This is a genomic window from Sulfurospirillum sp. hDNRA2, assembly GCF_024206095.2.
Classification (GTDB): Bacteria; Campylobacterota; Campylobacteria; order Campylobacterales; family Sulfurospirillaceae; genus Sulfurospirillum.
Genome location: NZ_CP159800.1, coordinates 884,592 through 909,298, shown reverse-complemented (window position 1 = coordinate 909,298; position 24,707 = coordinate 884,592). Strand labels below are relative to the sequence as shown.

The following is a 24,707-nucleotide window of genomic DNA, read 5'->3' as shown; positions in this document are numbered from 1 at the left end:
GCGTATCTCCTCGTCATAGGGTTAAATGCTAATTTCTTTAATATCCGCGATAGATTTAAACGCAAGATAAATAGAAGCGATCAGGTTTTGACGATTGGTTCTTCGTGCAAGATCGTCCGTATTGACCATGACGTTATCGAAAAAGGCGTCGATCGCGGGTTTGAGTCCAAAAAGTGCGTCAAGGTGCTCTTCGTACGAAGCGTAATGTTGCGCGTTGAGGGCTTGAAACGCTTGAAAGAGTGCTGTTTCGTGTGCATCGTCCAATAACGCCTCGTCGATACGAAGCTCGTTCGTTAAGTGCATATTTTTGATGATATTCGCAACCCTTTTGAAAGTCGAGAACATCTCTTTAAATCCTTCGCTCGTCGCAATCGAAGACAAGGCTTTGATTTTATCGGCAAGGCGTACAACGTCCCGTTCTCCGCTATCGATGACCGCCGTGATAATCGAAGGATTGACGTCGAAGAACTGGTATAAACGCTCTAAAAAGAAGTTTTCCAACACGGCGAAATCAAACGGACGATACCCTTGCGCCAAGGACTGTAAATCGTTTTTAATATCAAACGCGATGCGTTGATCCAAAACGATTTTAATAATGCCGTTAACCGCACGTCGAAGTGCGTAAGGGTCTTTGTTACCCGTCGGAATTTTTTGAATGCTAAAGAGCGCAATCAACGAATCCAATTTATACGCCAAAGCGACGATAGCACTAAAAAGCGTGCTCGGAAGAGCACTCTCTTCGGAATTGGGAAGGTATTGTTCCCTCAACGCCAACGCCACAAGAGGCTCTTCGCCCGCCGCCGTCGCGTAGTAGTAGCCCATTAAACCTTGAAGCTCCGTAAACTCGTACACCATTTCAGAGAGCAAATCGCTTTTAGAGTACATCACGGCTTTGTGCATCAAAGCGTTTAAAGTCGCCTCGTCGATCGGCGCATGTTGGGCTAAAAGCGTCGATGCGTATCGGTGTGTCAAATAATCGGCAATCGTTTTTTCGCGAAGCTCTTTATCCAAAAGCGATCCTAAGCCTTCAAGGTAGGTAATATCGCTCAATCCTTCGTAACGAAGACCGTTTTTGAGGTCGTTTTCCCAAAAGAAAAGCGCGTCGGAAAGGCGAGCGCGAAGCACTTTTTCGTTGCCCTTAACGATCAAATCGTAATCGTCGCTGATCGCGTTGGAAACGACGATAAAACGATTGCTTAGTTTGCCCTCTTTAAAGACGGGAAAATAGCGTTGATTCTCTTTCATCGACGTAATAATGACTTCGGGAGGCAATTGTAAAAAACGCTCTTCAAACGAACCGATCAATGCTTTGGGATACTCCGTAATCGCAACGACTTCGGCCAAAAGATCCGCATCAATTTCGATATGAACGCCCTCTTTGGCTTCGATCGCTTTAAAGTCATCCAAAATAATCGCTTCGCGTTTGTGCGGATACAATACGACGCCGCGCTTTTCCAATCGCTCGAAATAATCACCCGCAAACATGTAAGCAAAAGGTTCGTACGAAACCGTTCGATGCGGATACGAAAACGGCGTCGACTCGACACCGAAGAGCGAAAAGCTCACATGTTCGTCTCCGAGCATACATCCGATCCAACGAATCGGACGAATAAAATGCTCCTCTAAAAAGCCCCAACGCATCGATTTACCGAAATTGAGCCCTTTGAGAAACGTCTCGATCATCCCCTTGAGCAAGCGTTGACTCGCTTGTCCTTCAACGGTTTTTTTGTAGTAAAGAACCGTTTTACCGTCTTTTTCGCCTTGGGCGATTTCGCTAAAATCGACGCCGCATTTTTTAGCAAAACTGAGTGCCGCGGGAGTCGGTTCGCCGTCTTTAAACGCAACGTTTAAAGGTGCGCCGAAAAACTCTTCTTCACGCGCTTCTTGTTCGGTAGGAAACGCTTGATGCCATAAGACGAGACGACGCGGCGTATAGTAAAATTGAAATTCGCACGCCAAAGCGTTTTTTTCTAAAATATCGAGCCAGAGTTTTTCAATGTTGGGAAGTTCTTTTAAGAAGGGAACGGCGGGAAGCTCTTCGACGCCTATTTCAATTAAAAGGGGTTTGATCATCGATCGACCTTTACATGTAAATAATTTACTGACCTTACGCACTCTTTGCGATATGCAACGTTGCAAAGAGTGCGTAAGGTCAGTAATTTAGGTTTATTGTAACCAAGAGTTGGTTAAATCGTCCTTTTACATGTCAAGGTCGCAAACGCCTTAGGCTTTGGATTTACAATGCCCGACCCACTTGCTTAAAAGCCAAATCGAAGGGCAAAAATCGGTAATCGCCCAAACGACGATCATTGCGATCACGAAGCCTAAGAGGATCGTACCGTAAATCGAGCCGGCACTCATCAAGCAACATGCGATAAAAAGTACCGCCGCCATCATTAAACGTTGAAGTTTTTCCGCACATCTCATATCGTATCCTTTTATCTCATTTATAAGGTATAACTATAAAAAGAAGGCACTTAGAAACGTGTTATTTTTTAAAATTACTCTTTTAGCGTATGGAAAATCGCAGTTATCGGAAAGTGATCGGAATAACCGATACCGAGGTGTTGTCCTCGTCCTCGGTCGCTGATTTGCCAGCGATTGGGATTTCCTTTTTCGTCTAACATGTAAGGCGCAATAAAGACCCGCATCGAAAACGGAACGTACTCGATTTTTTGGCGGTCGAAAAGCGTTTTAGAGACGATAATGTGATCTAAAGTCTCTTTTTCTTTGCCGTAACTATGCGAATAACGCGCATTTTGAGGCAGATCGTACCACAAGTTATACAACGGCGCGTTTTTATCGCCGGCTTTTAAAAACGTTGAGAGCCCCATGCCCCAATGCCCTTTGCGCTCCTGATACGGCGAATTTAAATCGCCCATCACGATGACTTCGGCGTTTTTGTCCTGTTCTAAGAGATTGTGCAAGGTTTTTGCGTAGACGAGCCGTTCGTCCTCTTTTTCTTTATACGCCGGCCAGTGGCTCACGTAAAGCGTGAGCGGATACGCACCGACGCGTAGGGAAAGTTTGTGAATGCCTCGGGCTTGGTCGGGTAACCAAAACGTTTGCGTCTTCTCGATCGCAAAACGCGAAAGCAGTGCCGTTTCGACGCTTACGCGCTCTTTTTTCTTGGGATAAAACACGAATGCATACGCTTTATCGCCGAGTGCGGCGTTTAAACGCTCCAAAACCGCTTGGTTTTCGACCTCTTCCAAGGCGATCACGTCCGCGTCAATATCGCGTATGACGCGTGCAAGGTTGGCGATTTTGATGCGAAGCATCGCTTCGTTCCAACCGTGTTTGGCATTGGGGATATACTCTTGGTATTCACCGCCTTGAACGCTGGCGTCGAACAAATTTTCGACGTTATAATTGGCGACTTTAAACTCGAGTGCTCCTAGCACTAAAGGACAAAGAAGCCACAAAAAACGCATCAACCCTCGCATCCGAGCATGGGCTCAAACTCGCCCGTTTCGGTATTGAAATACTCCAATTCGCCCGTTTCCAAATGATAGTACCACGAACGAATAAAAAGCTCTCCTTCATTCACGCGTCGTTCGACGTCCGGATACGTTAGCAAATTTTTAGACTGAAATAAAAGCGAGATTTTTTCCGTCAACTCCAAACGTTTGGCATGGTCGATGTTTTGACCCAGCTTGGCCTCCACGTAGTTTTTAGCATCGAGCCCTAATTGCAACCACTTTTTAACATGTACTAAATTAATGTCGGTAATTTTCGTATACATCGTCTCGATCGCCCCGCAATGCGAATGACCGCACACGATAATATCGCTCACGCCCAAAACCGAAACGGCATATTCGATTCCCGCCGCCGTCGCGTGATAATCATCGTCCGGCGCAAACGGCGGAACAAAATTGCCGATATTGCGTAAAACAAACAACTCTCCCGGAGCCGCATCGGTAATCAAAGTCGGGTCAACGCGCGAATCGCTGCACGCGATAAAAAGAACTTTAGGCTTTTGTCCGTTCTTTACCAAGTCTATAAACTTATTTTCGTATTTTTTAAACTTCGTGTCTTTAAACTTCTCGTAACCGCTTATCAAATCCGCTATTTTCATCGTCGCTCCTCGGTAGTTTCAACGACGTCATTATATACAAAGAGCATGAAAAAGAAATTACAAGCTCGAAACGATTATAATAGAGCTCTTCAAAACACGTTTTGTAAGAAAAAACATTCAGGTACGCAAGTACCTTTAACCTTAGCGTCGCTTTTCACGCAAACTTCGTTTGGAAGCTTTGTTTCAAAGGCTCGCATACCAAAACTCTCTTTAAAGGAAAACGATGGAATTTAGCAATGTTACGGTCGTCAAAAAAGCCAACGTCTATTACGACGGAAACGTGGTCAGCCGCACCGTTAAGTTTGAAGACGGAACGACCAAAACGCTCGGTTTTATGCAAAAAGGCGATTATACCTTTCGTACCGGCGTCGCCGAAGTGATGGAAATCTTAAGCGGTGAATTAATCGTCGAGTTACCCGATCGTAAAGAGCCTCTTAGTATTTGCGGAGAAGCGACGTTTCGCGTTCCGGCCAATTCCTCTTTTACGTTACATGTCACGACGTTTGCGGATTATTGTTGTTCTTACGTTCTATAATTTCGGGATGCAAGCGTAACGCTTCGAGATCTTCTACGCTTAAGGGTTTACTAAAGTAGTACCCTTGAGCTTCGTCGCACCCGTGTTCTTTGAGAAAATCAAGCTGCTCTTGCGTCTCAACGCCCTCGGCAATAACCTTCAATCCCAAGCTTTTTCCCAAGGCGATAATCGTCTTAACGATCTCTTTATCTTCAGGATCGCTGTGAATATCGCGAATAAACGATTGATCGATTTTGAGTTTATAGACTTTAAAACGTTTCAAATAACTCAACGACGAATATCCCGTACCGAAATCGTCGATCGAAAGCCGTATGCCTTGCGCGACAAGCGCATTCATCGTTTCAATGGCATGTTCGGGATTTTGCGCCGCGACGCTTTCGGTCAGTTCCAACTCCAAATACTCCGCCGGAAGCTTTACCTCGTCCAAAATCGTTCCGACCAGATGCGACAGGTGCGTATGATGAAACTGCACCGCCGAGAGGTTCACCGCCACGCTAATCGGAGAAAAACCCGCCTCGATCCACTGTTTCATCCGCATTGCCGCACTTCGCATCACCCACTCGCCGATCAACAAAATTTGCCCGCTCTCTTCGGCAATCGGAATAAATTCGGCGGGAGAAATCGTCCCGAGTTCGGGATGCGTCCATCGCAACAGAGCTTCAACGCCGACGATCGTCCCCTCTTTCAACGAAATTTGCGGCTGATAATGAAGGCTTAATTCCCCTCGCGTGTGCGCGTAACGCAAGGCGTTTTCAAGGCTTAAAAGGCGTGCCGAACGGCTTTGAATTTCGAAGGTAAAAAAGCGGTAATTGTTCCTGCCGTCTTTTTTTGCCAAATACATCGCCGCATCGGCACTTTTAAACAAGCTCTCAACGTCTTTTCCGTCGTTAGGATACAACGCGATACCGATCGAAGCGGTAATCACGAGTTCGTGTTCTTGCAAAACGATCGGCTGCTCAATCGTCTGCAACACGCGTTTTGCCGTATGCACCGCATCGTCGACGCGCACGCTGGGCAAGACCATCACAAATTCGTCCCCGCCTTGTCTTGAAAGCGTATCAACGGGACGAATGAGGCTTTTAAGCCGCTTGGAGACCTTGATGAGCAATTCATCGCCGAATGCATGCCCTAACGTATCGTTAATGTTTTTAAAATGATCGAAGTCGATAAATAAAACCGCCAATTGCTCTTGTTTTTTCTCCATCATCGTCAAATCGTGTTCGAGGCGTAAATGCAATTGAACTTTATTGGGAAGAGACGTTAAAGGATCAAAGTATTCCAAACGCTCCAATTTAACTTCGCTTTCCCTGCGCGCCGTAATGTCGCGGGCGATTCCCAAAACGCCGATAAGCTCGCCTTTGGTATCGTACATCGGCGTTTTGATCGTCTCGAACAAGCCGTTGTAGCCGTCTTCTTTAAAGCAAAGTTCTTCTTCGTTGGTCACCGATGTTTGAGCATCGATCGCGATCAAATCGTTGGTTCTAAAAAAATCCGCCGCTTGTTTATCGACAAAATCGTAATCCGTTTTTCCCATCATATCGGCTTCTTTAGCACCGTACAACTTTTCGAAAGCTCGATTGCAAAACAGGTAAACGCCCTCGGGATTTTTTAAAAAAACCAAATCGGGAACGGCATCTAAAAGCGTCGATAAGCGTTGTTCAAGAATCTCTTTTTCGTTGTGGGTTTGAATAATTCTTGTTTCCAAAGCTTTTTTAGCGATACGCAAATCAACAAAAAATTTTGCCATATACGCAGACAAAAGTGAAAATGCTAGGACGATCAACTCGCGAAACATCAATGCCGAAGCATCGCCCCAGCCTCGATGCGGCGACATGTGAATCATCCATCGACCGTTAGGAACGTCGAAACCGTGTTCGATCGGATACGTCAAGCTCGAAGCGTCGGAAGCATAGATGACTTGTTTTTCGCGGCTTTGCGGCTCAATCCGCCAAACCTCGTACGCCATCGTTTCTCCGCCTAACGAGGCCGCTTTAACTGTCTCGAAAATCTCCGAGATACGAATAATCGCCACGGCAAAACCCCAAAACGTCTCTTTTTGGTCTTGAGCTTCAAAAATCGGCAACCGTCCGGCAAGTCCGACGCCGCCTTGAACCAGATTAAAAGGACCTGCCAGCGTTAAACTTCCCGTCTCTTTGGCCAAGAGTGCTTCGGTTTGCTGTGAAGCCGTTTCAAAGAGGTTAAGCCCTAACGCTTTTTCGTTACCCCTCAAGGGCGCGACTTGTTGAATGATACCTTTAGGGGCGATCGCTAGCTCGATAACGCCGGGATAAAAAGGCAAAATATCGTTGGCGACACTCTCAAAATTTTCAATACGGGTATTGTTGTTTTCATTAAGCAGGGCTTGAAGCATATACGTCGATGAAAGTGCTCTTTCCAACATCGACTTAATATCGTATCCGTAGTTCGTTGCGATCGCTTCGACTTGTTTTCGTTCGGTATCGAGTTCAAAGGTATGCAAGCGGTACACGACCAAAGAAAGTAAAACAAACGTACTTGTAAAAACCGATACCAAAACGATTTTAGGTTGATTGAGTCGTTGAACGATCGTATGTATCACGGCTACCCCTCGCATTTGCGCTATTGTATCAAAAATTTTTTACAAACCGCATTGCGGAAGCAAATGCCCATTGAAAATTAAATCCGCCAAGCTCTCCGGTCACGTCAACAACCTCGCCTAAAAAATAAAGCCCCTCGCACAAACGACTTTGCATCGTTAAATCGTCAATTTCGAAAGTTGCAACACCGCCTCGGGTAACTTCGGCTTTGGTGTAGCCAAAATTGCCCGCGGGAGCGAATGTGTAGGCTTTTAGGGAAGCAATACTCTCGCGCTCGCCGGGGGTCAGTTTTACGATGGTTTTATCTTCCAGCCCCAGTGCTTCTAAAAAGGCTTTGGTAAAGCGTTTGGGAAGAGGAAGTGCTGTGCTAATCTGCTTTTGGCGTTGTGCTTTAAACAAAGATTCCATGTTGACGACATCGGGTAAAAAGTCGATGCAAATCGCCCCTTTTTTCCAGTACAACGAACCGCTTAAAACGGCCGGTCCGCTGATGCCTTTGTGGGCAAACAGCAGGTTTTCGCGAAAGCGTTTTCCCTCGACATGGAACACCACAGGAATGGCAATACCGCTGAGCTCTTTCATCCAAAATTGCTCTTTTTGAAGCGTCAAACCTACAAGGGCGGGAGAAGGTGTGATGAGCGTGTGCCCAAAGTGCTCGGCGACCTTGTAGCCAATATCGCTCGCACCGATGCTGGCGTAACTTAGCCCACCGCTGGCGACCACAAGCTTTTGAGCGTAAATTTCACCCTTGTTTGTCTGCACCACAAAGTGCTTCTCTTTCTTTACATGTAAAACGTTTGTCTGCAAATAAAAGGTGCAAAACGAGGTCAATCGCCCAAAAATAGAGACCAGATCTTTCGCGCTATTCGCACAAAACATCTGCCCGTGCGCGCGCTCTTCTAACGCAAGGCGATGTTCTTTGGCAAACAAAAGCGTCGAGTTCGCATCAAACGCTTTTAAAACGAGCGCGATAAATCCTGCATCGCCCAGATAGTTCTCAGCCGTGGCAAAACGGTTCGTGAGGTTGCATTTGCCGCCACCCGAGATCAGCAGTTTCATGCCAATTTTGGGGTTAGAGTCTACAAGTGCGACATCGCGTCCTTGCAACTGCGAAGCCGCCATCAGCGCACTCGCCCCCGCACCGATGAAAAGAATATCGTGGATTTTCAAACACAACGCTTCATCAAAAGATTACTCGTTCACACAGGTGTACTGAACGTTCGCATCCAAAAAGAGCGTTTCATCACGCAAAATAGGTGCTTCAGTAGAAGTAGACTCTTCTTTGAGCGGTGCGCTAGCGCGAAGCATGCTTTTCATCATCACAGGCTCAGAGGGTTGTGTGCCGTCAAACGAAACGGAGCTTACGTTACAGCGCATTTTGGTCTCTTTGGAGAAAAAAAGCGCTTGCTCCGTTGCCGTCTTTAACAGTGATGTTCGCATCAAAAGACGCGCTTTTTCACGTGCTTTGACGCTCACATCCCACGAAAGTGCGCTTTGATTGACTTGCACGCTGGGTGCTTTGATCGCATTTAGCTGGGCAAGAAGCGTATTGTGCTGATCGATGCTTGTAAACTCGCACCCCAAAGAGAGCGAGCCACTGTAGCCTAAAAATGTCTGTTTTTGATCTTTATAACTGTAACGAGGCGAGAGATAATACCCACCACCATGGCACACTTCACCTTTAGAGTCAAACTGCTTGATCGAAGCAACTAATGCGTTGAGATGCTCTTTGATGCCATCGGCACTCTTGCCCTGCTCTTCAAAACCGATCTGTGCGCGCAAAATATCCGGCGTTAACACCTGTGAGACGCGCTCCGTCGTTGAAATTGACATATCTGCCCATGCTAGAAGCGGAAAAAGGCTGACCATAAGAATCCATTTTTTCATAAAAGCCCCTTTTACGCGAGTGATGTCGCTTTAAATGCGTCAAAATTTTGACGAATCGCATCGTAGAGAATGATGCCTGCCGATGTGGCTTGGTTGAGGCTTCTGCCTTGTTTGCCCATCGGAATCGTGATGGCATTGTCCCATTTCATCTGCATGAGTTCCATCGGAAGTCCTGTGGATTCGCCACCGAAAAAGAGAAAATCCCCCGGCTGAAACGAGGCTTCAAAATACGTTTTTGTAGTTTTTGTGGTCGCAAAAAAGAAACGATCTAGTTTGTCTTGATGCGCTTCTAAAAAAGCATCCAGATTTTCCCACACCGTGACATCTAAGAGATGCCAATAATCCAACCCTGCCCGCTTGACCGTTTTATCGCTGATCTCAAACATCGTAGGTTTGATGATGTGCAATTTACAATCAGCATTAACGCACATGCGCCCAATGCTGCCCGTATTTTGCGGAATTTGTGGGTGGACTAAAACGATATTAAACATAAACTTATCTCCTCAGAAGAAAAACGGTTGGCTTTTTTTCTGCCACACAGTGGCTAGCTTCATCAGTGCCTAGTGCAACGTAGCTTTATGAGCTTTGCTCACACGGCGCGTAAAAATGGTTTTAAAAGATAATGGTCTTATTATCATGCACAAAAATGCGCTCTTCAAAGACCAAATCAAGAGCATTGGAAAGCACCACTTTTTCAACATTGCGACCGGCTCGTTGCATATCTTTCCAGCTCATTTCATGATTGACTCTCACCACGTCTTGCGCGATGATGGGACCTTCGTCCAAATGATTGTTCACGAAATGCGCGGTCGCGCCGATAATCTTTACGCCTCGCTCATAGGCTTGTTTATACGGATTTGCGCCGATAAATGCCGGTAAAAAGGAGTGGTGAATATTGATCATTCGCTCTTCGTAATGGCTCACGAACTCGCTCGATAAAATACGCATGTACTTGGCTAAAACGATATAGTCGATCGTATAGCCCGCCAAAACTTCCAAAACTTTGGCTTCGTGTTCCGCACGGTTGAGTCCCTCATGGCTCACGCAATGATAGGGAATGTGAAATTTTTCGCTCAAATCCCTCAAATCGTCGTAGTTGGAAACCAGTGCCAAGATGTTTGCGTTTAAATCGCCGCTGTCGTGCTTCAGTAAAATATCGCCCAAGCAGTGCGTCTCTTTCGTTCCCATTAAAATAATATCTTTTTTGCGCGCTTCGGCGACGTAAATCTCGGCACCTGAGGGCAACATCGCCTCAAGCGTTCCTTTAAACGCGTTCATATCGACTTCGCCGCTTACTTCCGCGCGCATAAAAAACTTGCCGTTTTCCCGATCGACGTATTCATCGTTTTTGATGATGTTGAGTTGGTACTTAAATACCACGTCTGAAATACGGTAAATCAACCCTTTTTCGTCGGTACAATCGATCTTTAAAATATAGTTTCTATTCTCTTGCATACCTTATGCCTCACACTGTTGTTGTATTTTTTCGATTCGTCTTCGTTTCAATTCTATGCCGATCGCCTCTTTTTCAAACCCGTCTGATATTACCTCTTGAACGTCCACACCGCCGGTAAAGATCTGATCCCAAATCCCCAAAGCGATCGCGCGTTCTTTAACGCCGCGACGGTAATTGCCGAGCCATTGCGAAAGGGGTTTTTCAAGACTGACATGTAAGAGTGCCTCATCGCCGATCTTTCCTTCAAAAAACGGCTGCCGCCTCAAAGCGTGAAGGTAGTGCTTGGGAGCTTCCAACACGTTGAGCCAGCGAAGCGGGTCTTCGCCTAAACGATTGGCGACGATGTAAACAAAATAGTAAGGAAGCAACGCTTCTTCAAAATTTTGCTTGCATCGTAGCAATTCGTGCGCGATCTCAAAAAAGCGGTTTTCGACGTTACATGTAAAGCATTTTTCAAACAACCCAAGCGCGTACATGTAAAAAAGCCCGTAATGCAAAAACGGGGCGCGAAAAAGCTTTTCAAACTCCCATAAAATGCGCGGACGACTTAGATCGCTAAGGTCGATGCTTCGCATCACGTCCAAACTTCGAGGCTCGATCTTAAAGCCCAACCGTGCGCTAAATTGCACCGCACGCAGAACCCTCAAACTGTCCTCCCTAAAGCGCGCTTCATCGATCATCGCCAGCGTTTTGCGCGCAATGGCGGCTTGTCCGCCCCAAAAATCGAGTAGCGTTTCGTCGAAAATATTGAGCATCATCGCGTTCATACTAAAATCGCGACGCTTGGACGCTTCGCGTTCGTCTTGGCACACTTCGATCTCAAATGCGCTATGTCCGACACCGCTTTTACGCTCGACGCGCGGCAGTGCAAAATCGATGTCGCCCAGTTTATACACGAAAAAACTTTTTCCCACACCCACCGCTCCGGCTTGGAGCATGACGCTCTCAAACGTTTCGGGCGTCATGTCGTAAACTTCGATGTCAAGATCGTGCAAAGGCGTGTTTGTCAGCAAATCGCGCACGCTTCCGCCGACCAGATACGCACGTTTCGTGTACGGCTTCAGCAGTTCAACCGCGCGCGACACTTGGGTATAAAAGTGCCGTGGAATCGAACAAAGCGGCTTCATGAGACGCGAGGTTCCATCTTCTCCAATTGCTCGTCGATCGTCGCTAAAAGATACTCTAAAAAATTCAGCGTCAAATCGATCTTGGCTTCGATGTTTTTATTGTTCGGCGACTGAAAGCCCTCGAAGAGAACCAAAATACGCTCGCGCAAATTCAGATAAAACTGCTTGTGCTTGTCGTCTTCGTGCATCAGCTCGTCGTCGTAGACTTTAAGCATATTCGGCTCTTCGGCAAACTCTAAAAGCGGTTCGGGTTGAAATTCGACGTCTTGTACTTCAGGGCGTCTTGGAGGCTGTAGGGATTGTTTTTCCTCTTGAGGAACGCTTTGTTCAAGCTCCTTGAGGGTGGATAAAATCATCTCTTTTAGTTCCATGCTCTCACTTCCATAGTTTTACTAGCCAACGCTCAAACTCTAAAAACTCCACTTCCGAATTCATCGTTAAAAAAAACTTTTTCATCTCTTCATCGACGCCCAAATATTTTTTACGAATGCCCGAAAGCCGTTTGATGGCGATTTTCGCCTCTTTATTGTCGGGATTTTCACGCAAAAGCTCTTTGTAAATCTCCAAAGCCTCGTTTTTGAGACCTTGGAGTTCGTAAATCGAAGCCAGCGTTAAGGTTTTCATAGTTTCGCAACGTAATCCGCGATAATCGAGCCGATTTGCGTCGTAGAACAAACCTCTTTCGCACCGTAATTCGCCAAGTCTTTCGTACGATAGCCCTCTTTTAAGACGTTTTTGATTGCCGTTTCAATACGATCGGCGGCTGATACTTCGCCCAAAGCGAAACGAAGCATCATCGACGCACTCAAAATCGTCGCTAAGGGATTGGCGATGCCTTGTCCCGCGATGTCCGGAGCCGAACCGTGAATCGGCTCGAAAAGTCCGACCGTTCCGCCGATAGAAGCTGAGGGCAATAAGCCGATAGAACCGCTGATCATACTCGCTTCGTCGCTTAAGATATCGCCAAAAATATTGCCCGTTAAAATGACGTCGAATTGTTTGGGATTTCGAACCAACTGCATCGCCGCATTATCGACGTACATGTGAGAAAGTGTTACTTCGGGGTACTCTTTGGAAATTTCGATGACCGTGTCGCGCCAAAGCTGAGAGACTTCCAAAACGTTGGCTTTATCGACCGAACAGACGATTTTACGACGTTTCATCGCCGATTCAAATGCGACGCGTGCGATACGTTCGATCTCGGGTTTGGTGTAAACCATCGTGTTGTAGCCTTTAAAACCGTCGTTGGCTCTGGGCTCGCCGAAATAGATACCGCCGGTAAGTTCGCGCACGACCAAAAGGTCTACGCCCTGAAGCACTTCGGGTTTGAGGGTACTGGCTTCCAACAATTCGTCGTAAACGCTGGTCGGTCGGAGGTTAGCAAAAAGCCCCAACGCTTTGCGAAGTTTTAAAAGTCCCGTCTCAGGGCGAAATTCACGCGCTAAAGTGTCCCATTTTTCGCCGCCGATCGCACCGAAAAGTACGGCGTCGCTTTTTAAACATCCCTCGATCGTCTCCTCCGGAAGCGGCGTTCCTTTAAAATCGTACGCCACGCCGCCCATCAAATAGTCTTCGTAACGCAACTCGAAATTCTCTTTCGCACACACGCTGTCTAAAACTTTAATCGCCTCATCGACGATTTCAGGACCGATACCGTCGCCTCGAATGACTGCTATATTGTAAATTTTTTTCATTTCGTTATCTCTTTTTTTGCGTAATTCATCAAACCGCCGCACGCTAAAAGCTCTTGCATAAACGGAGGAATCGGCGTAAATCGGTATGTTTGTGCGCCGTGTTTAATCTCGCCGCTTTCCATCGAAATAGCGATATTATCGCCCTCTTGAATCGCTTCGGTATTGGAAAGCTCGAAAATAGGCAGTCCCGTATTGAACGCGTTGCGGTAAAAAATACGCGCAAAACTCTTCGCCACTACGGCTCGAATACCCGCCGCTTTTAAAGCGATAGGCGCATGCTCGCGACTACTGCCGCATCCAAAATTCTCGCCCGCAACGATAATATCGCCTGCTTGCATTTTTTTAACAAATTCGGGATCGGCGTCTTCCATCACGTGTTTTGCCAATTCTTTAGGGTCGGAAGTATTGAGATAGCGTGCCGCGATAATCAAATCGGTGTCGATATTATCGCCAAAACACCACACTTTTCCGCTAATGGTACTCATGACATTGTCCTTCGTAGTCTCTTGATATGATAAAATTTTAGCCAAAGAGGCTTGTGAAAAAGTTTAATCCCCGACGCTTTGCACAAAATAACGTCCGTTTTCACATCCTACATGTAAAGGCAGATCGAAGACGTTTTTCAAATGTGCGTCGGTCAAAAGTTCCGTTTTATCGCCTTGCGCGTAGATGCGCCCTTGGCGAATCAGCACCACCTGAGCGATCTCTTCAAAAACCTCTTCGAGATGATGCGTCACCAAAATAATCGTTCGTTCGCGCGCGATTTTGCGTACCAATTGAATGAAATTGATTTGCGCTTTAATGTCAAGCCCCACGGTCGGCTCGTCCAAAATCATCGCTTGGGGTTCATGCACCAAGGCTCTTGCGATAATGCATTTACGAAGCTCTCCCGTGGACATTTGGGAAATGCGTTTGTCGCGCAAATGCACAATCTCCAAAAACTCCAAAACTTCTTTCACTTTTTGTACATGTAAGGGTGAAAACTCTTGATGCTCGTAGATGTGAAAGCTACTGTAAAATCCCGAAAGCGTCACTTCAAAGCCGTTTAAATCGGGAGCGCGCTCGCTAAATTGGTAGTGCAGATCGTTCGTGATGATGCCCAGATGTTTTTTAAGCTCCCAAATATCCCAAATGCTCTTGCCGAAAATCTCTTTGCGCATTTTCGGATTAAAACGCGGATAAATGTCGTTGGAAAAGAGTTTCAAAAGCGTCGATTTGCCCGAACCGTTCGCGCCCAAAATCGCCGTATGTTGCCCTTTTTCGATCCCTAAAGCGATGTCGTGGAGGACGTTTTCTCCATCGTACGCAACGCTGACATGTTCAAAATCGATCATTTTCATCCCTAAACCCCTCAATTACGAAACAATAGGACGATTATAGCGCATTTCCTTATTAAGAAAATTTAGTTAAAATGTGACATTCCTAATCCATGCCAAAGGTCGTCGTCTCGATGTTTTCCAAATTTTTTATCAACCGCCCCAATTTTGCTATCGTCGTTTCGCTGCTGATCGTTATTGCGGGTATCGTCGCGATTCGTACGCTTCCCGTTCAAGAGTATCCCGACGTCGTACCGCCGCAAATCGTCGTTTCGACGACCTATTCGGGTGCAGATGCCAAAACCTTGGAAGAGAGCGTCGCTTCGGTGTTGGAACAACAACTCAACGGCGTGGAACATATGCTCTATATGATGTCGACGACGTCTCCTAGCGGCTTGCTGACGATGAACCTCTACTTTGAAGTCGATACCGACATCGCGCAAGCTAAACTCGACGTCAACAACCGGATTCGTATCGCCGAGAGCAAACTGCCCGACGCGGTCAAACGTCAAGGCGTGGAAGTTGCCGACAAATCCGCGGACGTTTTACGCGTTTTGGCGTTAACGTCCAAAGACAACCGCTACGACACGACCTATATGGCAAACTACGCAATCAACAATATCTTAGAAGAGTTCAAACGTATCCCCGGCGTCTCCGAAGCGAGCGTCGTGGGCAATCAAGAGTATTCGATTCGCGTTTGGCTCGACCCGCAAAAACTCGCCTTTTACGAAGTAACGCCTTCCGAAGTCATCGGTGCGATTCAAGCGCAAAACGAACAGTTTCCCGTCGGTCAACTCGGGCAAGAGCCGATGGAAAAACCGCTGGCTTATACCTATACCGTCACTTCTAAAGGACGCCTAAAAACACCCGAAGCCTTCGGCGATATTTTGATTAAAACGCAAAGCGACGGCTCTTCTCTTTTCCTGAAAAACGTCGCTTCGGTGGAACTTGGAGCGGAAAAGTATTTTTTCAAAGGGCTTTTTAACAACCAACCTATGGCGGCGATTCGCGTTTATTTGACCTCTTCGGCAAACGCCTTGGAGGTTTCGGACTTGTTAGATCAAAAAATAGAAGAGCTTTCACGCCATTTTCCCGACGGCCTTCGCATCGACGCGACCTACGATCCGACGACGTTTGTACGAGCGTCCATTCATGAAGTGATCGTCACGCTTTTAGAAGCGATCGTGTTGGTTATCGGCGTCGTGTATCTCTTCTTGGGCAATCTTCGCGCAACGCTGATTCCCGTTTTGGCGATTCCCGTTTCGATCGTCGGAACGTTCGCGGGATTTTACGCCAGCGGCTTTTCGATCAATCTTTTAACGCTATTTGGATTGACCCTTGCCATCGGTTTGGTCGTTGACGACGCGATTATCGTCATTGAAAATATCGAGCGTATTTTGCGCAAAGAGGCGTTAAGCGTCAAAGAAGCGACGATCAAGGCGATGCGAGAGATCACGGCACCCGTTTTAGCCATCGTTTTAGTTCTCAGTGCGGTGTTTATCCCTGCGGCGTTTATGGGCGGATTAAGCGGTACGATGTCACGCCAGTTTGCCGTTACGATCGTCATTTCGGTCACGATCTCGGGATTGGTTGCCTTAACGCTTACGCCTGCATTGTGTGCGTTGATTTTAAAACAAGAGGAAGAAGAGCCTTTATGGTTGATTCGAAAATTTAACGCCTTGTTCGATCTTTTAACGCAGCGTTTCGGGCAAATCGTCACGAAAACGATTCGCTACGGAGCTTTTAATCTGCTTCTTTTCGGCGTAATGATTTTCGGGATTTACCAACTGTCGCATCATATTCCTACCGGTTTGATTCCCAAAGAGGACAAAGGCGTCTTTTTCGCGGTTAGCACGCTACCCTCCGGCGCATCGCTGAGCCGTACCCATGAGGTCAATCGTTTCGTAGGCGAGGTGGCGATGCGTTTTTCGGACGTAGCCAAAGTCGGCGGGTTTTCGGGATCGGACTTTAGCTCCAAGGCCTACACGACCGATGCGGGTTATAGCTACGTCAGGCTAAACGACTGGGATCGACGCACGGATGCCAACCAAAGCGTAGAAGCCGTTTCAAAAGCCATGCTTAAAGAGTTTTCGAAAAACAAAGAGGCGCGTATTATTACCGTTGCGCCCTCTTCCATCATCGGACTCGGCGTTTCAGGCGGTTTTGAAATGTATATTCAAGATAAAACGGGCGGTAATTACGCCGCATTGGAAACCTATGCCAAAGAGATCGTCCAAAGAGCTTCAAAACGCGAAGAACTGCAAGCGGTTCGCTCCACGCTCAGTGCCGGTACGCCCCAATACCGCATCGACGTCGACGAAGCTAAAGTCAAAGCCTACGGCGTCAACATCGCCGACGTGTACACGACGATTCAGGCGATGTTCGGAAGCGTTTACGTCAACGACGTCAATCTTTTCGGGCGCAACTACAAAGTCAACGTCCAAGCCAAAGACGAATTTCGCGAAACGATTCAAAATTACGGCGACGTTTACGTCAAATCCTCAAGCGGGGCGTTTATTGCGCTAAACGAACTGATGACGCTTCAACGCACGCTCAATCCTAGCATTACCAAACGCTTTAACATGTTCCCCTCGGCGCAAATTTTAGGCGAAACGGCGATGGGATACTCCTCAGGCGACGCCTTGCGTATCATGGAAGAGATCGCGCGGGAAGTCCTGCCCGAAAACTACGCGATTGCATGGGGCGGAGCGTCACTCCAAGAGAAACTGCTCTTAGGCAAAGGCAATCTCTCGTTTGTCTTCGCGGTCTTGTTTATCTTTTTAATTCTCGTAGCATTGTATGAGAGTTGGCTGATCCCTTGGGCAATCGTCCTTGCCGTTCCGTTTGCACTTTTGGGTGCTTACGCGGGTGTTTGGCTTCGCGGACTCCAAAACGACATCTATTTTCAAATCGGATTGATTACTCTCGTCGGTCTTTCGGCGAAAAACGCGATCTTAATGGTCGAGTTTGCGTTGCAAAAGATGGAGGAAGGCTTAAGCCTGATCGATGCAACGATCGAGGGCGCAAAAATCCGCTTTCGTCCCATTATTATGACCTCTTTGGCATTTATCGCCGGAACGATACCTTTGGCGTTAAGTTCGGGTGCGGGTGCTAACAGTCGCCATATTATCGGAACAACCGTCGTTGGCGGAATGTTGACGTTAACCTTGATCGGCGTTTTCTTTACGCCGCTATTTTTTTACGGGATGATGAAGATCAAAGAAAAAATTTTATAAGCATTACGTTAAAGGTAACGCAAATACTAGATTTTCTTCGACAAGAAGCTCCACACGGGTGCGTTCATCGCTTGCACACGCTTATTGTCTCAGAATCTTATTTGCGTTCAAGCCCTAAAAGCCCCAAACCCAAAGCGATGAAAATCGCCCCTACGGCACGGTTAAACCACGAAGCTCTTTGCGAAGTCAAAAACCACGCTTTAAGTCGTTTAGCAAAATACGCATATCCCATCAACGTGCTAAACGAAAGCATCATAAACGTCAACGTCAAAATAAAAAACTGCTCCAAAAGCGGTGCTTCGGGATTGATAAATTGCGGGAAAAGTGCCGTAAAAAAGATAATCGGTTTGGGGTTGGTGATGCAGACCAAAAACCCTTTTTGGAAGATCTTTGCATCTTGTGCTTTGCGCTTACGATGCTCAAGTTCAACCTGTTGGAAAATGTTACCGAAGGCACGAAACTGCTTGATACCGATGTAAATAAGATAGCATGCCCCTAAAACTTTAAATACCGCAAAAAGTATTGCGGACGTTTTTAACATCACGCCAAGCCCGAGCATCGCGGCACTTGAGAGGACAAAAAGACCGATGATATTGCCCAAAGAGGAAAAAGCGGTCGCTTTGAGATCGTAGATAATGGAGTTATTGATTGCCAAAAGTACGGCAGGACCTGGGCTTACGATAGCAATAAGCGCAACCGTCAGGTACAAAAGCCATGTATGAAGTTCCATGACAAACCTTTTTATAAAATTATAGCGCATTTTATAAATCAATATATCTTGATATGAAATCTTCTTATGCTATACTACTCCACATTAAACCCAAAAGAGTGCTTATGGAAACTTTTTTAAAAACCGTCGGCGCGCTCAACGACGAAACGCGCTTGCAAATCTTAAACTTTATTCATCAAAACGGCGAAGTTTGCGTCTGCGAAATTGAATCGGCATTTTGCATGATCCAGTCGCGCGTCTCGCGCCATCTTAAAATCCTCAAAGATGCCGGCTTTTTGCGCGTTGAGCGGCGCGGTAAATGGGCCTACTATAAAGTTCGCTCACCCTTAGATCGTTTTAGGCTGGCATGTTTAGAAGAGATCGGCTATTTGGAGATGCCCGTTCCGCTTTGCAACGTTACATGTAAGAGTGAAAAATGATTTTCTTTTGTTCCAGTTTATGTTGAACGAATCGCCCCATTGCCTAAGAGAACGGTCATATTGCCCGTCTTGCCGTTTAGAGAAGCTTAGGATTGAAACGGCGGGTGGGTTTTGTTTTGGGAAGAAACGGTTTTATCAAACCTTAAAAACAGGGTAAAACATTTGAAGGTTAATCCGTAAATACCAATGAGCATTAAGCAAAAAAGCGTCAAAATACTGCTAATTTCACATAGCGAACAAAAAATCGTATTGAAAACTTCCATCGCGACTCCTTTGATCAACGAACCGTCAAAGCTTCAAACATGGGGAAGCGCATGAAGCCTTGACGCTCAAATCAGAAGCATAGTATATCGTAATATATTTTAAAACATAACGAATTTTTCAATTTTTTTCTTTTTCCTCTCAAAAATCCACTTTTAAGGCTCTTTAGGGGGTTTGTGCTATGATGCTTCGATCAAAAAAAGAGGATTTTGCGATGGCGAACCCTATTGTTCCGTTTTTTAAACCGACGCAACACGAACCAAATCGATTCATTTTAGCATTTTCGGATGATTTAGTCTTACTGCTTCCCGATCTTACCTTTCCCTCGGAAGAAGATTTAGCCCGCTTTCAAGAACCGACGCACCGATTCGATATCGCTAAAAACGATCGACAAACCTTTAGCCTCTACCTTTGGGATGGGGCTTTGGAAGTGAATGCACCTTTTGAAAAAAGACAGCTTCGAAGCATTCTTCCTTTGGTCGGAGATCATCTCTTAGAGCCGTTAATTCGCGCGAAACAACTCGTACACTGGTTACAAGACAACCGTTTTTGCGGCAGATGCGGTGCGCCTTTTAGCTACTTTGCAACCATGTCATCGCTCAAATGTACCGCTTGCGGACAACTTTCGTTTCCAAAACTCTCCCCCGCATGCATCGTCCTGATTACGCGCGGCGATGAGATACTCTTAGCGCGTTCGTACCATTATGCCAATAGCATGTACAGCCTGATCGCCGGATTCGTCGAAGCCGGAGAGAGTGCCGAAGCGTGTGTGGTGCGGGAAGTCAAAGAAGAAGTCGGACTCGAAATCGAAGACTTGGAGTATTTCGGTACGCAACCGTGGCCGTTTCCCCATTCGTTTATGATCGGCTTTTTCGCCCGATACAAAAGCGGAGAAATCATCATTCAAGAAGAGGAGCTCGAAGACGCCAAATGGTTTACCAAAGAGACGCTTCCCGACCTGCCCTATTCCACAAGTATCGCTTATCAAATGATCCAAACGTGGCTACAAAAACACTAAATCGCGTTTGAACTCTTTTTCAAACCGATAGGTTTGTACCACCGTTTCGAAGCGGAGGAAATTGTAAGTAAAACGTGGTTTCCTTCATGGCTACGGATTCAACCCAAACTTTAATACGGTACATTTTGCAAACAGAATTCACAATATCCAGTCCTATACCAAAACCACCGACCGTGGTGCTTCTACGTTCAAATCGCTTAAAAATAGTTTTTTTATTTTCTTCGCTAATACCGATACCCTTGTCGGTAACCGTCAAAAGGTACTCGGAAAGTTTCACGGAAATCGTTGTTTTGGGATAACTGTATTTGATGGCATTGGATAAAAGATTGTGAATCACTTTTTGAATACGGGACTTATCCATATGAATAAAGGTTGTTTGAAGTTGCGCGGTAATCGTATTTTCTTTCGTCGCGGCGATTTCATTGAAATAGCTAACGCTCTCTTGGATTAAAAGAGCAAGATCAAAGGACTCTTCAAAGACTTCATCGATATCGTTAAAAGCGATGTAGCTTAAGCTATTGTAAATCTGTGAAATGAGTTTGGTACTAATAGAGATATGGTTAATAATGCGTCTATCGCTAAAAGAGCTTTGTTTCAGGCTTGAAACGCTCATCATCAAAGCCGCTACGGGCGTATTGAGTTCATGCGAACTGTCTTTAATAAATTTATTGAGTTTTTCAATGCGCGAATGAACGGGCTTGAGTAAAAACCGACTTAAAAAATAACCTTCAATACCGACAAAAATAGCGGATATAAAAATACTCAAGAAAATAATGAATTTTAACGTGAATATCTCTTGTTCGCTCTTGGCTTCATCGACAACAATATAGGCGACTTCATTGATAGGCGTTGCTAATTCGCGAACGGCGTAACGTGTTGCATTCACATCAACAATCTGATTTTTGAAGTTCGAAAAAAGAGGTTGTTTTTCCCTGTTTAACAATGCCACGCTAAAAAACTCTTTCGGTGGATGAAACGCATAAGGTACTTTATCCATTTCCGCCCTCATCAGCTCTTTTTCGTAACCCATGATGACGGTTTTAATTTCCATTAAGCGTTTTTCGTTAATTTTATATGTCTCGTTACGGTAATACAAAATAGCAATGATCACCATAAGGATCAAAGCGGAGGCAACATAGACGATTAAAAATCCCCATAATGTTTTAAGTTCTTCTTTATTCAAAAAGGTATCCATTTCCTCTAACGGTTTGAATTTTATCTTTTCCTAAAATAGTGCGTAAATTTTTAATATAAACTCTAATCGTCGCTTCACTGGGCATTTCATGATAATCCCATAAATTTTGAATAAGCTCTTCCGAAGAAACGACTTTCCCTTTTTGATTGCACAGATACAGTAAAATTTTACACTCTTTGCGAGTAAGCGTGTAGGATATTCCATTGACAAGCAAACGATTTTTTGAAACGATTAACGAAACATCGTCGTCTAATTTTAGGGCTTCTTCATTGACGATGTGAAAGCGTTTTTGAATATTTTTAATTCTTAAATCCAGCTCTTCCAGATCAAAAGGTTTTTTAATATAATCATCACAGCCGTTCTCAAAGCCTTTTTTTAAATGAGCCGTATCTTGAAAGGCGGTTATAATAATGGTAGGAGTATTGTTTTGATACGTACGAATTTCTTTAAGAAGGTCGATACCGCTTAATTTGGGGACATTGATGTCAAGAATTAAAAGGTCAAATTTTTGATCGTTCAGTGCATCAAAAGCTGATTGTCCATCGCAAAAATGCACGGTTTGATGCCTATGTCCGTTGAGATGACAGAGTAAAATGTCGGACAAAATAGGATCGTCCTCCAACACTAAAATCTTCATCGAGCATTCCCTTTTTCATCCATTATACCATAGCCTTTTGCGAAGGCTACGGTATGACTGTGAGCCTTACTTATTTCTTTTCCGCTCCGCACTTTGCATCGGCGGGTTTTTTGGTATCCTGAGACATTTTATCGCCGCCGCATTTTGCATCGACAGGCTTTTTCATCTCTTTGGTATCTTTGGTAGCGTTCATCTCTCCGCCGCATTTACCCTCGGCTGCCATTGCACCGCTTACGAACATTGCAGCCATACCTAACGCTACAAGAGGTTTAACTTTAACTTGCATAAAATCTCCTTTTTTGGGGTTTGGATAGTGGCAGTATAATGATTTTACGTGTAGTCATTATGTAGTTTTATTACACAAATCCTTTACATGCGGTGTGCTAAAATAGCTACCATGAAGAGACGAACCTTTATAGCACTCGGTGCTACATCACCTTTGTTTTTGAGAATGGATACGCACGCTCGAGAAATTCCTAAAGACGTATGGGAAACCATAGCAAGTGTGCAAGACGTTTTATTTCCCAAAACCCAACACATGCCATCAGCACAGGAGGTAAATGCACTTTTTTATTTGGTATCGAACAGTTCATCCGAATATTTTGATGCAAATGATTTAGAGTTGCTTATCAAAGGAGCTTTTGTTTTTCATCAAAAATTTCCGGATTTTTGGGAGAAAGATACTGTATCCAAAAACAAAATCTTAGAGATTGTAACAAAAGATGATGACTTAGAAAAATGGCTTTCAAGACTTATCTATTATACGCTTGAAGCTATGTTTAGCGATCCTATTTACGGTGGAAATACCCATGAACGAGGGTGGAATGCAACCTTACATGTCAATGGAAATCCTCGCCCTATGCAAAAATACGGAAGAAAAGCATGAAGTACGATGTTTGCATTATCGGTAGCGGTGCGGGAGCAGGACCGCTTGCTTATGAGCTTTCACATGCTGGGAAAAAGGTCGTTATCCTCGAAAAAGGCGATATTTACAGTGAAAAAGATTTTTCCAAAGATGAAATCGCTTATACCAAACGCCCAGTTTTTACGCCCAAACTAAGCGATGAGTACCATACGATTGAAACCTTGGAAGAGGGAAAATGGATCAAAACACCTACCTATGAAAATCATTGGAATTTTTGGAACGGAAGTCTTCTGGGAGGCTCTTCCAATTTCATGAGCGGCTTTTTTCATCGCCTTAAACCAAATGATTTTAAGCTAAAATCCGTTTACGGCGCGTATGAGGGAGCCAATATTGAAGATTGGCCTATACGCTATGAAGAGCTTGAGCCTTACTATGATATGGTTGAAAAAATCGTTGGTGTTTCAGGACGTGTTAGCGAACATGCGCATCAAGAACCAAGAAGCACTAACGCATACCCGTATCCCCCTTTAGCAGAACACCCCATTGTTGAAAAATTTGATGCGGCATGTAAAGAGTTAAACTTCACCCCTTTCATGACACCAAGAGCCATTCTTTCCGAACCTAAAGGGAACCGAAACCCGTGTTACTATTCTCATTATTGCGGCTCTTACGCATGTTCAAGCGGAGCAAAAGGAAGCTCAAGAGCTGCTTTAATTCAACCTGCTTTAGCAACCGGTAATTTACATATCATAGCAAACGCTTTTGTAGTCAAATTGGAAACCGATGGTACGCACAAGGTTAAAAAAGCACTTTATCTTACAAAGGAAGGCACTCAAAAACAGGTAAAAGCAAAACTTTTTATCCTTGCAGCGCAAGCAGTTGAGAGTTCACGTTTATTGTTAAATTCCAAAAATGAGGCATTTCCGAATGGGTTAGCCAATTCTTCAGGAGCCGTTGGAAAAAATCTTCTCTTTTCAGGTGGGGGTATGGGTTCAGGTGAGTTTGATGTAAGCCATTTTAGTCAAGAAGTTCTTTTGCAACCGGGGCTTTTTGTAAATCGTGCCTTAAAAGATTGGTATTTTACACCAAAGTTTAAAGGTGGATTGATCGACTTTTTATTTGAACATGCCAACCCGATTCGACGTGCCAACGCTTTGAAACGAGAAGACGACAAACTCATCTTTGGGCAAAAGCTTCAAGATAAAATCTTTCAAACCTTTACGACAAAGAGAGTGCTTAATTTTGAAATATTTAACGACTGGATGCCCAATGATAACTGTTTCGTCTCCGTTGATGAAAAATACAAAGATAAATACGGCATTCCCGTTGCAAACATTCGCATAGGGGCGCATCCCGAAGATATAAGGGTGGGAGAATTTTTAGCCACCAAAGCGACTCAATTACTCCAACACATGGGAGCAAAAAATATAGCGTACGAAATTTCTCCTTTACCGTCTCAAAATCTCCAAGCGGGAGGCTGCCGTTTTGGTGACGATCCTAAAAAACACGTGCTCAATCGCTATTGCCAAAGCCACGATATTCCCAATCTTTTCGTAACAGACGGGAGTTTTATGCCCACAGGAGGCAGTGTTCCTTACACATGGACGATTTATGCAAACGCCTTTCGTATCGCCGATTATATTAAAAACCATTTTGATCTCCTCGTATAAGCGCAGG

The 24,707-nt window shown here is 45.2% G+C and carries 26 protein-coding genes; 6 read left to right on the top strand and 20 right to left on the bottom strand.

Going from position 1 to position 24,707, the window contains the following annotated elements; genetic code table 11:
• Window positions 1–21: 21 nt before the first annotated feature.
• The 4 genes from glyS to NL930_RS04720 form a co-directional block, all read right to left on the bottom strand.
• Window positions 22–2,073 carry a glycine--tRNA ligase subunit beta gene (gene glyS, locus NL930_RS04735; protein ID WP_254375848.1) on the bottom strand — a complete coding sequence of 684 codons (2,052 nt, stop codon included), beginning with the start codon at window positions 2,071–2,073 and terminating at the stop codon, window positions 22–24.
• A gap of 150 nt (window positions 2,074–2,223) precedes the next feature.
• Window positions 2,224–2,427: a phosphoribosylaminoimidazole synthetase gene (locus NL930_RS04730; protein WP_060825629.1), complete on the bottom strand. Its 204-nt coding sequence runs from the start codon at window positions 2,425–2,427 to the stop codon at window positions 2,224–2,226.
• Window positions 2,428–2,501: 74 nt separating this feature from the next.
• Window positions 2,502–3,434 carry an endonuclease/exonuclease/phosphatase family protein gene (locus NL930_RS04725; RefSeq protein ID WP_254375847.1) on the bottom strand — a complete coding sequence of 311 codons (933 nt, stop codon included), beginning with the start codon at window positions 3,432–3,434 and terminating at the stop codon, window positions 2,502–2,504.
• The gene (locus tag NL930_RS04720; RefSeq protein WP_039672945.1) at window positions 3,434–4,078 is read right to left on the bottom strand and encodes a carbonic anhydrase; all 645 of its coding nucleotides are present in this window, start codon (window positions 4,076–4,078) and stop codon (window positions 3,434–3,436) included. Before NL930_RS04720 ends, NL930_RS04725 begins: the two co-directional genes overlap by 1 nt.
• Before the next feature lie 223 nt (window positions 4,079–4,301).
• Here NL930_RS04720 and NL930_RS04715 point away from each other — a divergent pair, with 223 nt between their 5' ends.
• The gene (locus NL930_RS04715) at window positions 4,302–4,613 is read left to right on the top strand and encodes a pyrimidine/purine nucleoside phosphorylase (protein ID WP_254375846.1); all 312 of its coding nucleotides are present in this window, start codon (window positions 4,302–4,304) and stop codon (window positions 4,611–4,613) included.
• Here the strand turns inward: NL930_RS04715 and NL930_RS04710 are convergent.
• From NL930_RS04710 to NL930_RS04660, 11 genes are all read right to left on the bottom strand, one after another.
• Window positions 4,573–7,191, bottom strand: coding sequence for an EAL domain-containing protein (locus NL930_RS04710; protein ID WP_254375845.1), 2,619 nt, complete (start codon window positions 7,189–7,191; stop codon window positions 4,573–4,575). The two genes, NL930_RS04715 and NL930_RS04710, sit on opposite strands and share 41 nt — an antisense overlap.
• 28 nt (window positions 7,192–7,219) lie before the next feature.
• Window positions 7,220–8,359, bottom strand: coding sequence for an aminoacetone oxidase family FAD-binding enzyme (locus NL930_RS04705; protein ID WP_254375844.1), 1,140 nt, complete (start codon window positions 8,357–8,359; stop codon window positions 7,220–7,222).
• A 21-nt stretch (window positions 8,360–8,380) separates the two neighbouring features.
• Window positions 8,381–9,076, bottom strand: coding sequence for an SIMPL domain-containing protein (locus tag NL930_RS04700; RefSeq protein WP_254375843.1), 696 nt, complete (start codon window positions 9,074–9,076; stop codon window positions 8,381–8,383).
• Window positions 9,077–9,087: 11 nt separating this feature from the next.
• Window positions 9,088–9,567, bottom strand: a complete 480-nt coding sequence (locus tag NL930_RS04695) for a tRNA (cytidine(34)-2'-O)-methyltransferase (RefSeq protein WP_060825623.1) — start codon at window positions 9,565–9,567, stop codon at window positions 9,088–9,090.
• 121 nt (window positions 9,568–9,688) lie between these two features.
• The gene (purU, locus tag NL930_RS04690) at window positions 9,689–10,531 is read right to left on the bottom strand and encodes a formyltetrahydrofolate deformylase (protein WP_039672955.1); all 843 of its coding nucleotides are present in this window, start codon (window positions 10,529–10,531) and stop codon (window positions 9,689–9,691) included.
• 3 nt (window positions 10,532–10,534) lie between these two features.
• The gene (locus tag NL930_RS04685; RefSeq protein ID WP_254375842.1) at window positions 10,535–11,659 is read right to left on the bottom strand and encodes a CCA tRNA nucleotidyltransferase; all 1,125 of its coding nucleotides are present in this window, start codon (window positions 11,657–11,659) and stop codon (window positions 10,535–10,537) included.
• Window positions 11,656–12,030: a hypothetical protein gene (locus NL930_RS04680; protein WP_060825621.1), complete on the bottom strand. Its 375-nt coding sequence runs from the start codon at window positions 12,028–12,030 to the stop codon at window positions 11,656–11,658. Before NL930_RS04680 ends, NL930_RS04685 begins: the two co-directional genes overlap by 4 nt.
• Window positions 12,031–12,034: 4 nt before the next feature.
• A complete protein-coding gene (locus tag NL930_RS04675) occupies window positions 12,035–12,283 on the bottom strand; it encodes a tol-pal system YbgF family protein (RefSeq protein WP_025345259.1) in 249 nt (82 codons plus the stop codon).
• Window positions 12,280–13,353, bottom strand: a complete 1,074-nt coding sequence (gene leuB / locus NL930_RS04670; protein ID WP_060825620.1) for a 3-isopropylmalate dehydrogenase — start codon at window positions 13,351–13,353, stop codon at window positions 12,280–12,282. The genes NL930_RS04675 and leuB overlap by 4 nt, the downstream gene beginning before the upstream one ends.
• On the bottom strand, window positions 13,350–13,838 hold the full coding sequence (locus tag NL930_RS04665; protein WP_039672964.1) for a 3-isopropylmalate dehydratase small subunit: 489 nt from the start codon (window positions 13,836–13,838) through the stop codon (window positions 13,350–13,352). Before NL930_RS04665 ends, leuB begins: the two co-directional genes overlap by 4 nt.
• A gap of 63 nt (window positions 13,839–13,901) precedes the next feature.
• Complete coding sequence (locus tag NL930_RS04660) at window positions 13,902–14,693, bottom strand: ABC transporter ATP-binding protein (protein WP_254375841.1); 792 nt, start codon at window positions 14,691–14,693, stop codon at window positions 13,902–13,904.
• Window positions 14,694–14,803: 110 nt separating this feature from the next.
• On the opposite strand from NL930_RS04660, the gene NL930_RS04655 reads away from it, so the two are divergent.
• Window positions 14,804–17,905 carry an efflux RND transporter permease subunit gene (locus NL930_RS04655; RefSeq protein WP_254375840.1) on the top strand — a complete coding sequence of 1,034 codons (3,102 nt, stop codon included), beginning with the start codon at window positions 14,804–14,806 and terminating at the stop codon, window positions 17,903–17,905.
• 97 nt (window positions 17,906–18,002) lie between these two features.
• On the opposite strand, the gene NL930_RS04650 is transcribed toward NL930_RS04655, so the two are convergent.
• On the bottom strand, window positions 18,003–18,635 hold the full coding sequence (locus tag NL930_RS04650; protein ID WP_254375839.1) for a LysE family translocator: 633 nt from the start codon (window positions 18,633–18,635) through the stop codon (window positions 18,003–18,005).
• A gap of 104 nt (window positions 18,636–18,739) precedes the next feature.
• Between NL930_RS04650 and NL930_RS04645 the strand changes: the two genes are divergently transcribed.
• On the top strand, window positions 18,740–19,054 hold the full coding sequence (locus tag NL930_RS04645; RefSeq protein ID WP_041963684.1) for a helix-turn-helix transcriptional regulator: 315 nt from the start codon (window positions 18,740–18,742) through the stop codon (window positions 19,052–19,054).
• An 86-nt stretch (window positions 19,055–19,140) separates the two neighbouring features.
• Here the strand turns inward: NL930_RS04645 and NL930_RS04640 are convergent, their stop codons facing one another.
• Window positions 19,141–19,317, bottom strand: a complete 177-nt coding sequence (locus NL930_RS04640; protein WP_254375838.1) for a hypothetical protein — start codon at window positions 19,315–19,317, stop codon at window positions 19,141–19,143.
• A 179-nt stretch (window positions 19,318–19,496) separates the two neighbouring features.
• Between NL930_RS04640 and nudC the strand changes: the two genes are divergently transcribed.
• Window positions 19,497–20,333: an NAD(+) diphosphatase gene (gene nudC / locus NL930_RS04635; RefSeq protein ID WP_254375837.1), complete on the top strand. Its 837-nt coding sequence runs from the start codon at window positions 19,497–19,499 to the stop codon at window positions 20,331–20,333.
• A 19-nt stretch (window positions 20,334–20,352) separates the two neighbouring features.
• On the opposite strand, the gene NL930_RS04630 is transcribed toward nudC, so the two are convergent.
• The 3 genes from NL930_RS04630 to NL930_RS04620 all read right to left on the bottom strand — a co-directional run bounded on the left by NL930_RS04630 (window position 20,353) and on the right by NL930_RS04620 (window position 22,451).
• The gene (locus tag NL930_RS04630; RefSeq protein WP_254375836.1) at window positions 20,353–21,516 is read right to left on the bottom strand and encodes a HAMP domain-containing sensor histidine kinase; all 1,164 of its coding nucleotides are present in this window, start codon (window positions 21,514–21,516) and stop codon (window positions 20,353–20,355) included.
• Window positions 21,509–22,165, bottom strand: coding sequence for a response regulator transcription factor (locus NL930_RS04625; protein WP_060825612.1), 657 nt, complete (start codon window positions 22,163–22,165; stop codon window positions 21,509–21,511). The genes NL930_RS04630 and NL930_RS04625 overlap by 8 nt, the downstream gene beginning before the upstream one ends.
• 70 nt (window positions 22,166–22,235) lie before the next feature.
• Window positions 22,236–22,451, bottom strand: coding sequence for a hypothetical protein (locus NL930_RS04620; protein ID WP_254375835.1), 216 nt, complete (start codon window positions 22,449–22,451; stop codon window positions 22,236–22,238).
• Window positions 22,452–22,562: 111 nt separating this feature from the next.
• On the opposite strand from NL930_RS04620, the gene NL930_RS04615 reads away from it, so the two are divergent.
• On the top strand, window positions 22,563–23,051 hold the full coding sequence (locus NL930_RS04615) for a hypothetical protein (RefSeq protein WP_254375834.1): 489 nt from the start codon (window positions 22,563–22,565) through the stop codon (window positions 23,049–23,051).
• Complete coding sequence (locus tag NL930_RS04610; RefSeq protein ID WP_254375833.1) at window positions 23,048–24,700, top strand: GMC family oxidoreductase; 1,653 nt, start codon at window positions 23,048–23,050, stop codon at window positions 24,698–24,700. The genes NL930_RS04615 and NL930_RS04610 overlap by 4 nt, the downstream gene beginning before the upstream one ends.
• Window positions 24,701–24,707 lie beyond the last annotated feature (7 nt).

Excerpts from the sequence above, each read along its gene's own strand:
- NL930_RS04680 (WP_060825621.1), bottom strand. The coding sequence starts at position 12,030 with ATGGAACTAAAAGAGATGATTTTATCCACCCTCAAGGAGCTTGAACAA.
- NL930_RS04685 (WP_254375842.1), bottom strand. The coding sequence starts at position 11,659 with ATGAAGCCGCTTTGTTCGATTCCACGGCACTTTTATACCCAAGTGTCG.
- leuB (WP_060825620.1), bottom strand. The coding sequence starts at position 13,353 with ATGAAAAAAATTTACAATATAGCAGTCATTCGAGGCGACGGTATCGGT.
- NL930_RS04695 (WP_060825623.1), bottom strand. The coding sequence starts at position 9,567 with ATGTTTAATATCGTTTTAGTCCACCCACAAATTCCGCAAAATACGGGC.
- NL930_RS04650 (WP_254375839.1), bottom strand. The coding sequence starts at position 18,635 with ATGGAACTTCATACATGGCTTTTGTACCTGACGGTTGCGCTTATTGCT.
- NL930_RS04660 (WP_254375841.1), bottom strand. The coding sequence starts at position 14,693 with ATGAAAATGATCGATTTTGAACATGTCAGCGTTGCGTACGATGGAGAA.
- NL930_RS04700 (WP_254375843.1), bottom strand. The coding sequence starts at position 9,076 with ATGAAAAAATGGATTCTTATGGTCAGCCTTTTTCCGCTTCTAGCATGG.
- NL930_RS04715 (WP_254375846.1), top strand. The coding sequence starts at position 4,302 with ATGGAATTTAGCAATGTTACGGTCGTCAAAAAAGCCAACGTCTATTAC.
- NL930_RS04610 (WP_254375833.1), top strand. The coding sequence starts at position 23,048 with ATGAAGTACGATGTTTGCATTATCGGTAGCGGTGCGGGAGCAGGACCG.
- NL930_RS04720 (WP_039672945.1), bottom strand. The coding sequence starts at position 4,078 with ATGAAAATAGCGGATTTGATAAGCGGTTACGAGAAGTTTAAAGACACG.
- NL930_RS04640 (WP_254375838.1), bottom strand. The coding sequence starts at position 19,317 with ATGGAAGTTTTCAATACGATTTTTTGTTCGCTATGTGAAATTAGCAGT.
- NL930_RS04665 (WP_039672964.1), bottom strand. The coding sequence starts at position 13,838 with ATGAGTACCATTAGCGGAAAAGTGTGGTGTTTTGGCGATAATATCGAC.
- nudC (WP_254375837.1), top strand. The coding sequence starts at position 19,497 with ATGATGCTTCGATCAAAAAAAGAGGATTTTGCGATGGCGAACCCTATT.
- glyS (WP_254375848.1), bottom strand. The coding sequence starts at position 2,073 with ATGATCAAACCCCTTTTAATTGAAATAGGCGTCGAAGAGCTTCCCGCC.
- purU (WP_039672955.1), bottom strand. The coding sequence starts at position 10,531 with ATGCAAGAGAATAGAAACTATATTTTAAAGATCGATTGTACCGACGAA.
- NL930_RS04730 (WP_060825629.1), bottom strand. The coding sequence starts at position 2,427 with ATGAGATGTGCGGAAAAACTTCAACGTTTAATGATGGCGGCGGTACTT.
- NL930_RS04645 (WP_041963684.1), top strand. The coding sequence starts at position 18,740 with ATGGAAACTTTTTTAAAAACCGTCGGCGCGCTCAACGACGAAACGCGC.
- NL930_RS04725 (WP_254375847.1), bottom strand. The coding sequence starts at position 3,434 with ATGCGTTTTTTGTGGCTTCTTTGTCCTTTAGTGCTAGGAGCACTCGAG.
- NL930_RS04625 (WP_060825612.1), bottom strand. The coding sequence starts at position 22,165 with ATGAAGATTTTAGTGTTGGAGGACGATCCTATTTTGTCCGACATTTTA.
- NL930_RS04620 (WP_254375835.1), bottom strand. The coding sequence starts at position 22,451 with ATGCAAGTTAAAGTTAAACCTCTTGTAGCGTTAGGTATGGCTGCAATG.
- NL930_RS04615 (WP_254375834.1), top strand. The coding sequence starts at position 22,563 with ATGAAGAGACGAACCTTTATAGCACTCGGTGCTACATCACCTTTGTTT.
- NL930_RS04655 (WP_254375840.1), top strand. The coding sequence starts at position 14,804 with ATGTTTTCCAAATTTTTTATCAACCGCCCCAATTTTGCTATCGTCGTT.
- NL930_RS04675 (WP_025345259.1), bottom strand. The coding sequence starts at position 12,283 with ATGAAAACCTTAACGCTGGCTTCGATTTACGAACTCCAAGGTCTCAAA.